The 12,728-nt window shown below is 58.0% G+C and carries 13 protein-coding genes; 10 read left to right on the top strand and 3 right to left on the bottom strand.

Annotated elements, in window-relative coordinates:
* On the top strand, positions 1-198 hold a 198-nt coding region (locus tag DW913_RS04255), incomplete at its 5' end, for a hypothetical protein (RefSeq protein WP_199580751.1).
* 395 nt (positions 199-593) lie between these two features.
* On the opposite strand, the gene pdxT is transcribed toward DW913_RS04255, so the two are convergent.
* Both pdxT and pdxS read right to left on the bottom strand, forming a co-directional pair.
* Positions 594-1,181, bottom strand: coding sequence for a pyridoxal 5'-phosphate synthase glutaminase subunit PdxT (pdxT, locus tag DW913_RS04250; protein ID WP_117797686.1), 588 nt, complete (start codon positions 1,179-1,181; stop codon positions 594-596).
* Between the two features lie 20 nt (positions 1,182-1,201).
* Positions 1,202-2,092, bottom strand: coding sequence for a pyridoxal 5'-phosphate synthase lyase subunit PdxS (gene pdxS, locus DW913_RS04245; RefSeq protein WP_117797685.1), 891 nt, complete (start codon positions 2,090-2,092; stop codon positions 1,202-1,204).
* 145 nt (positions 2,093-2,237) lie between these two features.
* On the opposite strand from pdxS, the gene DW913_RS04240 reads away from it, so the two are divergent.
* Both DW913_RS04240 and DW913_RS04235 read left to right on the top strand, forming a co-directional pair.
* Positions 2,238-3,674, top strand: a complete 1,437-nt coding sequence (locus DW913_RS04240) for a PLP-dependent aminotransferase family protein (RefSeq protein WP_117797684.1) — start codon at positions 2,238-2,240, stop codon at positions 3,672-3,674.
* 543 nt (positions 3,675-4,217) lie between these two features.
* Positions 4,218-5,099: a hypothetical protein gene (locus tag DW913_RS04235; protein ID WP_117797683.1), complete on the top strand. Its 882-nt coding sequence runs from the start codon at positions 4,218-4,220 to the stop codon at positions 5,097-5,099.
* Positions 5,100-5,340: 241 nt separating this feature from the next.
* Here DW913_RS04235 and DW913_RS04230 read toward each other — a convergent pair whose 3' ends face one another.
* Positions 5,341-5,904, bottom strand: a complete 564-nt coding sequence (locus DW913_RS04230; protein WP_070097113.1) for a ferritin family protein — start codon at positions 5,902-5,904, stop codon at positions 5,341-5,343.
* A gap of 253 nt (positions 5,905-6,157) precedes the next feature.
* On the opposite strand from DW913_RS04230, the gene DW913_RS04225 reads away from it, so the two are divergent.
* The 7 genes from DW913_RS04225 (at position 6,158) to DW913_RS04195 (ending at position 12,724) form a co-directional block, all read left to right on the top strand.
* The gene (locus DW913_RS04225; RefSeq protein WP_117797682.1) at positions 6,158-7,378 is read left to right on the top strand and encodes an iron-containing alcohol dehydrogenase; all 1,221 of its coding nucleotides are present in this window, start codon (positions 6,158-6,160) and stop codon (positions 7,376-7,378) included.
* 8 nt (positions 7,379-7,386) lie between these two features.
* Positions 7,387-8,766 (top strand): aldehyde dehydrogenase, encoded by a 1,380-nt coding sequence (locus DW913_RS04220; protein WP_117797681.1) that lies wholly within the window; start codon positions 7,387-7,389, stop codon positions 8,764-8,766.
* A gap of 123 nt (positions 8,767-8,889) precedes the next feature.
* The gene (locus DW913_RS04215; RefSeq protein ID WP_117655201.1) at positions 8,890-9,216 is read left to right on the top strand and encodes an HIRAN domain-containing protein; all 327 of its coding nucleotides are present in this window, start codon (positions 8,890-8,892) and stop codon (positions 9,214-9,216) included.
* 18 nt (positions 9,217-9,234) lie between these two features.
* Positions 9,235-9,414 (top strand): hypothetical protein, encoded by a 180-nt coding sequence (locus tag DW913_RS04210; protein ID WP_117797680.1) that lies wholly within the window; start codon positions 9,235-9,237, stop codon positions 9,412-9,414.
* Between the two features lie 66 nt (positions 9,415-9,480).
* Positions 9,481-10,026 carry a metallophosphoesterase gene (locus DW913_RS04205; protein WP_117797679.1) on the top strand — a complete coding sequence of 182 codons (546 nt, stop codon included), beginning with the start codon at positions 9,481-9,483 and terminating at the stop codon, positions 10,024-10,026.
* Between the two features lie 73 nt (positions 10,027-10,099).
* Complete coding sequence (locus DW913_RS04200) at positions 10,100-10,936, top strand: PRD domain-containing protein (protein ID WP_158566191.1); 837 nt, start codon at positions 10,100-10,102, stop codon at positions 10,934-10,936.
* 339 nt (positions 10,937-11,275) lie between these two features.
* On the top strand, positions 11,276-12,724 hold the full coding sequence (locus DW913_RS04195) for a PTS transporter subunit EIIC (protein ID WP_117797677.1): 1,449 nt from the start codon (positions 11,276-11,278) through the stop codon (positions 12,722-12,724).
* The last annotated feature ends 4 nt before the right edge of the window (positions 12,725-12,728 follow it).

Here is a 12,728-nt window from a genome sequence, read left to right as displayed (position 1 = left end):
CGCGGCGGCCGTGGCGGCTTTGGCGACCGTGGCGGCGACCGCGGCGGTCGCGGCGGCTTTGGCGGCAACCGTGGTGGCTTTGGCGACCGTGGCGGCAACCGTGGCGGCTTCGGCGGCAACCGTGGCGGCGACCGCGGCGGTCGCGGTGGTGATCGCGGCGGCCGCAACGGTGGCGGCTTCCGCGGCAACCGCTTCTAATTGGGTTGCGCGGTTTTACCAAACCGCGCAACTGCTCGACGCTGCGCGCCCACCAGAGCGACAACTTGTCATTCAAAGAGGACGGCATGACCAGAAGGTCTATGCCGTCCTCTTTTCATGCCAATTTGTTCGCTCTGGTGGGCGCTCGCTTTCGTTGCCGAAACATCGACATTGCCTTGGTCGAAACCTGCCAAAAAGGGACAGGTTTATTTTGGTCGGTTTTATCTGGGCAAACGTGGTCATCTATCGCAATGTAGTCGTTGGGGACGTTCTTGTTTGAGTAGTCGTTTAAGAACGTCCCCAACGACTACATAGTATGAGAGTGGATAATCTCCTGGTATGAGCCCATATTCATGCTCAAGGTGGGGGATTATCCACTCTCGTTTCTGTTCTTCCTACATTTGTAGGAGCAGTTCGTGGAGGCGGGTGTCTTCGTCGAGTTCGGGGTGGAAGGTTACGCCGAGCTGGTTGCCTTGGCGGGCGGCGACGATGCGCCCGTCGACTTTCGCTAAGGCCTTGGCGTCGCCGTGGACCTCGACGATGCGGGGCGCACGGATAAACGTCAGCGGCACCTCACCGTCGATGCCGGCTACCTGCCCCTTGGTTCGAAAGCTGCCGAGCTGTCTGCCGTAAGCATTGCGCTCAACGAGCACATCCATGGTTGCCAAGCGCGGCGTCCCCTTATCGTCGTGGGCGGCAAGATCGCGCGCCAACAGAATCAAGCCGGCGCAGGTGCCCAGGACGGGCATGCCCTCAACAATGCGGGTGCGAAGCTCATCGAGCATACCAAGCTCGGCAAGTAACTTGCCCTGAACGGTGGACTCGCCGCCGGGGAGGACCAGGCGGTCAAAGTTCTGCTGCAAATCGGCCGCCTGCCTCATCTCGATACAACGTGCGCCCAGCTCGGACAGTCTTGCCTCGTGCTCGGCAAAAGCGCCCTGGACCGCCAGCACGGCGACCGTTTGGTCTGCATAATCGCTCATGTGCGATCCTTTCTGCTGGACTAGCGCCCGCGCTCCTCCATGATGATCTCGATTTCGTCGGCGTTGATGCCCACCATGGCCTCGCCCAGGTCCTCCGAAAGCTCGGCGATGAGCTTGGCGTCGGTGAAGTTTGCCACGGCCTTGACGATGGCGGCGGCGCGCTTGGCGGGGTCGCCGCTCTTAAAGATGCCCGAGCCAACAAAGACGCCCTCGGCGCCCAGCTGCATCATCAGCGCGGCGTCGGCGGGGGTCGCGACTCCGCCGGCGGCAAAGTTTACGACGGGGAGCTTGCCCGTGGCATGGACCTCGCGCACCAGCTCGACCGGAACCTGCAGCTGCTTGGCTGCCTCAAAGAGCTCGTCGTCGCGCAGGGCAACAACGTCGCGGATCTGCTTTTGGATCTTGCGCATATGGCGCACGGCCTGAACGACGTCGCCCGTGCCCGGCTCGCCCTTGGTGCGAATCATCGTGGCGCCCTCGGCAACACGGCGCAGTGCCTCGCCCAGATCGCGGGCGCCGCAGACAAACGGCACGTCAAACTGGGTCTTGTCGATGTGGTAGACATCATCGGCGGGGGAGAGGACCTCGGATTCGTCGATGTAGTCGATTTCGATGGCCTGCAGGATCTGCGCCTCGACAATGTGGCCGATGCGGCACTTGGCCATAACAGGGATGGAGACGGCCTCCTGGATGCCCTTGATCATCTTGGGATCACTCATGCGCGAGACGCCGCCTGCGGCGCGGATGTCGGCCGGGATGCGCTCGAGCGCCATGACGGCGCAGGCGCCCGCCTCTTCGGCGATGCGTGCCTGCTCGGGCGTGGTGACGTCCATGATGACGCCGCCCTTGAGCATCTGCGCGAGCTCGCGGTTGAGTTTAACGCGATCGGCCTTGCTGGTCTGTTCTGCCATGGTTGCTCCCTTGGTTGGCATGTGCATTGCTTGACGGAACATCCTATCGGGGAGCTGGGTATGGCGAAATACTCAGTTTTCGAGATAATAACAAGGTCAGAGTAATATCAGATTGAATGACTCGATAAGGTCAGGTGACAAACTCATGCTTGACTATAATTTGGAAAACCGCGGCGAAGCATCGCTCTATGAGTATGTTTACCAGCAAATTCGAGATGATATCGTTGCTGGACGCATTGCGGCGGGGGAGCATCTTCCGTCTAAGCGCGCCTTTGCGAGTCATCTGGGTATCAGTGTCATTACCATCGAGAATGCATATAGCCAGTTACTCGCTGAGGGCTATATTTGCTCAATGCCACGTCGTGGCTACTACGCTTGCGAGCTTCCGGATGCACCGGTTTTGGCTTCGGCTGCGGAGGGCATCGACCGAGATGCCGTCTCTGTGGGCCCCATCGTGCATGATGTCAACGGACAGGTCGAGCGATTCGATGCGCTTTCTCCTTCTGCTTTGGAGGCGGCGCGGCTTTGGCAAAGCGCGCTACGGGCGACGCTGGCATCCGAAGATGAGCGCGAAATCTTTTCGCCCGCACCGGCGCAGGGCACTGCTCGGCTACGACGCGCAATTGCTCGCCATCTGCGCGGGATAAGGGGTATGAATGTCGACCCCAACAACATTGTTATCGGTGCGGGCGCCCAGCTGCTCGATACCATGTTGGTTCAGTTGCTTGGAGCCGACAAGGTGTATGCCGTTGAGGATCCGGGCTATTTGCGCCTGACGCGCATCTATCAGGCTATGGGCTGCCAAGTACGACATATCCCGTTGGATGACGACGGCGTGGACCTGAGCGCTCTGCAGAAAACCGGGGCGGATGTCCTTCACCTGATGCCGTCTCACCAATATCCGACCGGCCTTGTGACGAGCATTGCGCGTCGCTATGCCCTGCTGAGCTGGGCCGCCGAGCAGCCGGACCGGTATCTCATCGAAGATGACTTTGATTGTGAGTTTCGCCTTGCCGGCAAGCCGATTCCCGCGCTCGCGTCGATCGATGCCGCCCAATCGGTCATCTACACCAACACCTTTTCAAAAAGTCTGTCGTCGGCCCTGCGTTTGGCGTATATGGTCCTGCCTGATGAGCTGATGGAACGGTTTAGGCGCAACCTTGGTTTTTACGCCTCGTCGGTGAGTTCTGTTGACCAGGTCGCTTTGGCTCGCTTGCTGGAATCGGGTGATTACGAGCGACATGTGAACCGCGTGCGCGTTCGAGCTCGCGAGGCGCGTGATGGCCTGACGGCGCTTGTGCGAAAGGCGTTTCCGGCAGGGGAAGTCTCGATCGAGCATGCAGACGCGGGCCTTTACTGTATCGTGGTTGCGGAGCGTGGAATGGGCGGAAGCACTTTTGCACGGGCCCTCACGCGCTCGAGCATCCCTTTTATCGATATCGGTGACTGTTTTTGGTGTGCCGATGGCGCATCTGTCCCTGAAAACTCAACTCAAATTCTTGTTCAGTATGACGATCTGAGTCCAAAAGTACTAACTACCTTGGAATTGCAGCTAATGGGGGGCACTCTGCAACCTAAGTGAGTAGACTTTTAGCACTTTGGCGACCAGGCAGTTTTGTAGCAAGCTATCTACCTGCGATTTTGTGAAGCAGTTTAGTCGGTCTGCTCGGCGGGTCCTAAATAGTCTACTCACTTGCCGCGCAAGGCTTCCGCATGAGAAAAGAAGCGGGGTTTTCAACAACGCTCCGTCCAGCTCTCGGCAAGCTTTTGGCCAGTTGGGGAGGGCTGTTGAAAACTTGGCAGTCCGTTCGGCGCCATTTTTGGTGCGTTCGCGCCAATGCGTGACTGACTGGGTTGAAATTCGTGTTTTCCTGTGCCTATGAAGGATCTACTTTGTGACATATCAGCTTTTAGGTACTGGCGTTTGCCTCCTCAAGTCCGCGCTTTGTGTCCGCCGCTTCCACGACCGGAAGAAGACCGGCAGCGATATGATCTCGCCCGCAACCCGACGGCTGCGGTCGCGCTCGGTTTTCCGTTGTATACATTGGTTCGGACGAGAAACAAACGGACTTGTCCTGCCAGCATTAGGCAGCGGCTGTTTCTTGGTGAGCTTCCCAGGGAATCCGTGCTGGAAACGGAGCATGGGGTTTTGATTACGTCTCCTCTACTGACGGCATTCATCATGTTGCGGCATCTGACGGATCTTCAGCTTCTTTTGGTATTGGCGGAGATGTGTGGCTTGTTTGCGGTGTGTGCCCTGCCGGCGGCACTTGAGGCGGAGCTTTCGCGTGCAATTGATTCGGGCGCGATTTCGACAACGTTCGGTTGGGTGCGCTGCCCGTCGGAGGACGGCACCGCCTCAAATTTATGGCGTCGAGACGCTTTGGTTTTGGGCGGAGACCTTGACCGTTTTTGTTCAGATGTTTGCGGGATGCGTTACGGCAATAGATTTATAGCGGTATCGCAACTCGTTCCATTGGGCGCCGCGTCGCCTTTTGAGGTCGAGGCGTATTTGCTACTTGCACTGCCGCGATCCCTGGGAGGCGAAGGTTTTTGCGGCATAGAGCTCAATGTTGAAGTGATGCTAAGCACAAGTGCTCGAGCGATTGTGGGAAAGTCCCGTGTATATATCGACCTACTTCTTTCTTCGCTGGACGGCAGGCGACAGGTGGCCATTGAATGTCAGGGAAAGGCCTCGCACGGACGCGCAGGGGATGGCTTGCGTGACGCTGACCGCATGACGGCCCTTCAGGCCATGGGCTACGATGTACTTCTCCTGACACACAGACAGATATCCGATGAGGGTAGATTCCACGAGATCGTTAAGGCCGTATGCAGGATGCTCGATGCTGAATATCGTGATAAAAGCTCAGATGAGCAAAGGGCTGAGACATTACTCCGGTCTGAACTATTCGTTGACTGGACAAAATTGGGAGTAATTGACGGAAAGATGCCCGTTAGACACAAAGCAGCTCGATCGTGGACGGCTGCGGTTCTAAGTGAGTAGGCTTTTGGCACTTTGGCGACCAGGCCGTTTTGAAACAAGTCATTTACCTGCGACTTTATAAAGCAATACGGATGGTCTGCTCGGCAAGTTCCAAAAAGTCTACTCACTTAGTTTTTGACGAGAGACCGATGCCGAAGATAGCTCTATTTCAGGGCGTTAACGAGTCCTCGAGACACAAAAAGGCCCGAACCAATACGGTCCGGGCCTCATCGAGCTAGAGATTGTCTCTCAGGCGTCTGGCTTAGCCAAAGTAGCGCTTGAGCAGGCCGGCGAAAGCCTTGCCGTGGCGGGCCTCGTCGCGAGCCATCTCGTGCACGGTGTCGTGGATGGCATCGAGACCAGCGGCCTTGGCGCGCTTGGCAAGATCGGTCTTGCCGGCGGTGGCGCCGTTCTCGGCCTCAACGCGCATCTCGAGGTTCTTCTTGGTGGAGTCGGTCACGACCTCGCCCAGGAGCTCAGCGAACTTGGCGGCATGCTCGGCCTCCTCGTGGGCAGCCTTCTCCCAGTACAGACCGATCTCGGGATAGCCCTCGCGATGAGCGACGCGAGCCATGGCCAGGTACATACCGACCTCGGAGCACTCGCCCTCAAAGTTGGCGCGCAGGTCGGCAACGATGTCCTCGGAGACGCCCTCCATCTTGGCGACGCCCACGACGTGCTCAGCAGCCCACTCGAGCTGGCCCTCCTCCTGCTTCAGGAAACGAGAACCGGGAACGCCGCACTGGGGGCACTTAAAATCCTCGGGCAGCTGGTCGCCGTCGAACTCTTCCACATAACCGCAAACGGGGCAAACAAACTTCATGATTCGATCCTTTCGATCGATGGCGATTGCGCGCTCGTCCGGTCCCGTAAGGGCCCTCTCCGGACGTGCGTCTTGACGGGTTCTATTATCCATAAATGCAACCAAATGTGAAGCCTATTAGGAATGATTTTTAATAAAACAATTTTGAGATATGAAGATGTTGATTGATTAACGATTGCTAAACCTCGTGCGACCTCCGATGAGTACAATCGGTCGAGCAAATGTTGACCTATCAACAAATAAAGGAGTTTCCTTTATGCATCTAGCCCGTCGTGCCTGGTGTCGAACATATCAGACGGTTTTTCGCATTGCATTGCCGATCCTGCCCTATACCGAGCCGCGCATTTTGGAGCATGCCGAGGATGTGCCCGCGGTGCTTCAAAAGCGCTCGATCCAGAAGGTCCTTATCGTGACGGACCCTGGTATTGCACGTTTGGGGCTCACGGCATCACTCGAGCGTGCGCTTACGGCTCAGGGGGTTGGCGTTGCGGTCTATGCCGAAACGCGTGCGAACCCCACGGTCTCGAATGTGGAGGAGGCGGCGTCCCTGTATCGAGAGAGCGCCTGCCAGGCCATTATCGGTTTTGGCGGAGGATCGGCCATGGACTGCGCCAAGGGCGTGGGTGCACGCATCACGCAGCCAAGCAAGCCCATCAACAAGATGCGCGGCCTGCTGCGGATTCATCGTCGCCTGCCGCTGCTCATCGCCGTTCCCACCACGGCAGGCACGGGAAGCGAGGTCACGCTTGCGGCGGTAATTACCGATGACGAGACGCATTACAAGTACCCTATTAACGACTTTGTGCTTATCCCGCGCTTTGCGGTGCACGACCCCGAGTTTACGCGCGGTCTGCCCGCCTCCATTACGGGGCAGACGGGCATGGACGCCCTGACGCATGCCGTCGAGGCCTTTATCGGGCGAAGCACTACGCCCTATACGCGCAAGATGGCGCGACAGGCGGTGCAGCTCATCCATGACAATTTGCTCGAGGCCTATGAGCATGGTGATGACATGCGCGCTCGTCGCAATATGCTTTCGGCGGCGTATAAGGCGGGCGTTGCGTTTACCCGCTCCTATGTCGGATATGTGCATGCCATCGCGCACAGTCTGGGCGGCCGATACGGAGTTCCGCACGGTTTGGCCAACGCGATCATCCTGCCGCACATGCTTCGCGCTTATGGTGACGCCGCCGCCCCCAAGCTTGCCGATCTTGCTCGCATGGCGAGCATTGCGCCGGCTACCGCGCAGGACAGCCTGGCGGCCGAGGCCTTTATCGATTGGGTTGACCGCATGAACGAGGCCCTGGGAATCCCCAAATATGTCTCGGGTATTCGCCGCTCCGATATTCCGCAAATGGCGGCCCATGCCGATGCCGAGGCCAATCCGCTATACCCCGTTCCACTTTTGATGGACCGTTTGGAGCTCGAGCGTATGTACGAGGTCGTTGCGGGTGGTATGTTTGAGGACGAGAACTAGGAGGGTCCATGAACACCGAGGAAATTGCGCGCATCGTCGGCGACCAGCGCGCCTACTTTAAGACGCACGCCACGTTTGATGTCGATGCTCGGCGTCGTGCGCTCGTGAGTTTACGCGATGCGGTACGGGCCCACGAGGCCGATATTGCCCATGCGCTCAAGACCGATTTGGGAAAGTCACATGACGAGGCGTATATGTGCGAGATCGGCACCTCGCTTTCCGAGATTCGACATCAGATTGCGCATGTGGCTCGATGGAGTCGCCCGCGTCTGCGTCCGTGTGACCTCGCCAACGCCGTGAGCGTGTGCAAAACGCAAGCCGTGCCCTATGGCGTCACGCTGATCATGGCTCCTTGGAACTACCCGTTTTTGCTGACGCTCGAGCCACTCGCCGGCGCCCTTGCCGCGGGCAATACCGTGGTCATCAAGCCGAGCGCCTATGCTCCGGCATCGAGCGCGGTGCTCAGGCGGATTTGCGAGGAAGCATTTGATCCGTGCCTGGTGACGGTCGTCGAAGGCGGGCGCGCCGAGAATGAGGCGCTGCTCGACGAGTGCTGGGACAAGATCTTCTTTACCGGTAGCGTTCCGGTCGGCAAGCTCGTCATGGAGCGCGCGAGCAAAAACCTCACGCCCGTGACGCTTGAGCTGGGCGGAAAGAGTCCCTGCATCGTGGATGCGACGGCAAACTTGAAGGTCGCGGCACGACGTATCGCCTTTGGTAAATGGCTCAACGTGGGGCAGACCTGCGTGGCGCCCGACTACCTGCTGGTCGATACGCGCGTGCACGATGAGCTGTTGGGCCTCATCAAGGAGGAGGTCCGTCGCATGTTTGGCGAGCACCCGCTCGACAACGAGGACTACGGTCATATTGTCAACACCAAGCATTTCGCGCGCGTACGCGGGCTGATCGACCCCGATAAGGTTGTGCTGGGAGGAACGGCGCGCGAGTCGTCGCTCAAGATTGAGCCGACGATCCTAGACGGCGTGGCGCCTGAGGACGCCGTGATGCAGGAGGAGATTTTCGGCCCCATCTTGCCGGTGCTGACGTTTGAGAGCCTAGACGAGGCCGAGACGTTTATTACGGATCGTCCGACGCCGCTGGCCCTGTATATCTTTAGTCAGGATCGTGCGGTTCAGCAGCGCTTTGTGCGCTACGTGCCCTTTGGCGGCGGCTGCGTTAACGACACCATTATGCATTTGGCCACGAGCCATATGGGCTTTGGCGGCATGGGGGCGAGCGGTATGGGACAGTACCATGGACGTGAGAGCTTCGATACGTTTAGCCACAAGAAGAGCATCGTGAACAAGGCAACGTGGTTGGACGTGCCATTCCGCTATGCCCCTTATGCAAGCTGGAAGCACAAGTTCGTGCGCATGTTTGTGCATTAGAATCAGATGGTGTAGCGACAAACGGTCGAAAAGGCGCGGGTGGGGCGAATTTGTGTCCGCACGGGCCCGTAAGCTTCTCAGTACGGTTAAGCGCCGATTTATCCGGCTGTTAGAGGAGCTGCTATGTACGAGCCTTCACGTGTTCTTCTGTCATTTCACATTGCAGGATTTCAGTATGCTGATGGCGCCTTGGTCCTGGGCGATCTTAAAGCGGGCGATAAGCTGACGCTGTGTGCGGAGCGTGATAATCCCCATGACCCCGAGGCGGTTGCGATTTATTACGGCAACACCAAGCTTGGGTATGTTCCGGGAAACGAGGTCGGCCCGCTGTCCTTGATGATGTATTACGGCCACGAGGATGTGTTTGAGGCCCGCGTACAACAGGTTGCCCCCGAGCGCAGTCCGTGGCATCAGGTGCGCGTTGGCCTCTATGTGGTGGATGCTCGCTAGTCGGCAATGAAGGCTGCCATGTTTGATGACGATGATCTGTTCGATCTGACGGATGACCCGTTTGAGTGGGATATGCTACTCGATGACGATGGGTTGGAGCAGGACCGTAGGAAACGGCAGGACAAGAAAACTCAGGGTGACGCTTCGAAAAAGCAAGGCAAGCGCCGCCGAGGTCTGTTCGGCGGGCTCTTTGGATAACCGCCGCATCGCTGCGTCTGTATACTTAGCACGAGTTGAACGCGTTGCGAAATGAGGGCATAGACGATGATGTGGTTTACCGCCGACCTGCACCTGGGCGATACGAATATCTTGCACGACATGGATCGGCCGTTTGATTCGGTCGAGGAGATGAACCGCAAAGTCATCGATGCCATCAATGAGTGCGTGGCTGTGGACGACCGCCTCTATATCTTGGGAGACTTTACCTATCGTTTGCCCCTGGCGGAGGCGGTGCGCCTGCGCGAGCGCATCGAATGCCAGAATGTGACGCTCATCCGTGGTAACCATGACGGCGACTGGGAAGATCCAGCTGCGCCCCAAATCTGGGAAGACGTGCGTGATTACTTGGAGGTTGCTCCTGGCTATGCCAAGGGCCATCGTCTGGTTATGAGCCACTACCCCATGCTCAGCTGGAACGGCAAGGCACGTGGCGCCATCATGCTGCACGGGCATATCCACAGCAGGGGTGACCGCACCAACGCACGCAACCGCGATCGCGAACGTCCTATCTTTCGCTACGATGTCGGCCTCGACGCCAACGAGTACAAGCCCGTAAGCCGTGACCAAATCCTAGGCTTCTTTGGACTGTAGCTGTAAGTGCAGGTAGAATGAACGCGCCGCGCGGATGGTCTGTGCGGCGCGTTTCAGTAGGAGCGATGAATCCATGAGGGCTATCCAGCGCATTAACCATAACGCTGCCATCTGCGAAGACGGCGCGGGGCGTCAGCTTATCGCGCTGGGTCGTGGTATCGGCTTTGGCGATATGCCGCATGAGGTCGACCTGGATGTCATCACGCGTACCTTTTACGGCATTGATTCAAAGTACCTGGCGTTTATCGATGAGGTCGATCCCGAGGTGCTGGAGTTTTCTGCTCAGCTGGCCGATATCGCGACCGGACAGCTTTCGTACGAATTGAGTCCTAACCTTCCCATTACATTGGCAGACCATATTCAGTTTGCCATTAAGCGTGCCCGCGAACACATGGTGGTGTCGTTGCCGCTTGAGCGCGATCTTGAGCAGCTGCATCCCATCGAATACCGCTTGGGCGAGCTGGCTGTTCGCGGTATCCAGAAGAGCTTTCATGTGCGCATGCCCCGAAGCGAGGCCGCGGGCATTGCCATGTCGATTGTCAACGCATCGGTTAAGCCGAGCGAGCGGCGCGTGCTTGCCGAGCAGCACGAGGAGCGACTGCTCGATATGACGGTCGCGATTATTCAAGAAGAGTTGGGTGTGACGGTCGATCGCTCGTCGTTCGCCTTTGCCCGCTTTGCCACTCATGTGCGCTATCTGCTCGACCGCGTGGCAAAGAAAGAGCCGATCGATACCGAGAACTCCGGTCTTTACGACGTGCTCGTGGAGCAGTATCCGGCGGCATCGCGTTGCGCTCGCCGTGTCGACGATCTGATTCAAGAGACCTTTGGCGAGCCATTGGCCCAAGAGGAGCTCGTCTATCTGATCATGCATGTGAATCGCGTGGCTTCTGTCCACTCGGATAAATAGGCTCTCTGGTATTTCCTTTCCGTCATGGCGACCGTTCGCGGGTCGTTTGCTACCGTTCGTCGGTAATCTGAGCCGCAACGAACGCATCTGCCGCATATACTCGCCGTGTGTTGGGTGTTACTCACGGCGCAGCTCCGAGAGGCACTACCGATTCTGCCGAGGCCATAATTGGGTCTCTGTCGGTTGTGCGCGGGGCTTTTTCATGTCGATCCACCCGGGAATCACATGCAAATCAATCTCTTGCCAACTGATGTCGCGCGCTGCGCAGGCGCGAGCGGAATTGTGCGTCTTGGTGCCGTGAAGTCCCACGGCCTTTAGTTGGAAGAGAAGGGATTCGACATGGCTGTCGATAACAAGAAGATTGCCGAGGACGTGCTTGCTGCCGTCGGCGGCGCCTCCAATGTGACGAACGCGACGCACTGCATGACCCGCCTGCGTCTGAACCTCAAGGATCAGTCCATTCCCAATGACGATGAAGTAAAGAAGATCAAGGGCGTGCTGGGTGCACAGTGGTCTGGCGGCCAGTATCAGGTCATCATTGGCCAGAACGTGCCGAAGGTCTATGACGCCGCCATTGCGCTGGGCGTCAAGGGCGAAGGCTCCATTGACGAGAACCTCGATGACGGCATCAAGGAGCCACTGACGGTCAAGACTGCGGGCAAGAAGGCCCTTAACTACCTGTCCAAGACAATGTGCATGACGATCCCCATTATCATGGGCGCCGCCATGTTCCGCACACTTGCCGTACTTTGCGGCGACGGCATGCTCGGTATCTGGTCTGCTGATTCCGACATCTACAACTTCTTCTACAACTGGATTTACAACGCAGGCTATTATTTCCTCCCTGTTTATCTGGGTTGGGCTGCCGCAAAGCAGCTCGGCTGCAGCCAGCCGCTCGGCATGATGCTCGGCGGCGTGCTCATTGCCCCTGAGTTCATGACGCTGGTCAACGCTGCGGCGGATTCGGGTGCTACGACCACGATGGTTTACGGCGCGCTCCCGGCTCAGCTGAACAACTATTCTGCGACCGTGCTCCCCATGCTGCTGTCTATGCCGGTGCTGATGGTCGTCGAGAAGTTCATGAAGAAGATCATCCCCGACATGCTCTCCACGGTGTTTGTGCCCGTGTGCACCATGGCTGTGATGACCCCCGTTTCCCTGTGCGCCCTAGCTCCGATTGGTTCCATTCTGGGCGACCTGGTCGGCAACTTTATGTTCGGCCTCGGAAACGCTGGCGGCATCGTCACGATCCTCTCCCTCGTCGCCATTGCTGCGCTTTGGGAGTTCCTGGTTATGACCGGTATGCACCAGGTTCTGATTGCCCTCGGCATTGTGCAGGTGCTCACCTCAGGGTCTGACTCCTGCGTTATGGTCGCGGGTGCTATCGCTCAGTTCGCCACGTGGGGCATGGCCTTCGGTGCCTTCCTGCGCCTTAAGGAGGTCGACGAAAAGGGCGCTATGCTTGGTTTCTCGCTCTCCGGCATTGTCGGTGGCGTGACGGAGCCCGCGCTGTATGGCTGCGGCTTTAAGTATACTCGCTGCCTGGGTGCCATGGTCGCGGGCGGCGCTATCGGCGGCCTGATCGCGGCTCTCACTAATGTGACCACGTATGTTTTGGGCGCAACTAATATCCTTGGTATTACAGGTTATGTTGCAGGCGGAACTGCTAATCTCGTATGGGGCTGCGTTGCATCGGGCACTGCATTTGTTGCCGCCGCTGCCATCGCCTACTTCTTTGGCTTTACCAAGGAGCAGCTCGACGAAGACGCTGCTGCCGCCAAAGCCTAAAGCA

Origin of the sequence: Collinsella sp. AM42-18AC (genome assembly GCF_003467965.1) — a bacterium.
Taxonomy (GTDB): Bacteria; Actinomycetota; Coriobacteriia; order Coriobacteriales; family Coriobacteriaceae; genus Collinsella.
This window is presented reverse-complemented; position numbering and strand designations above follow the sequence as displayed.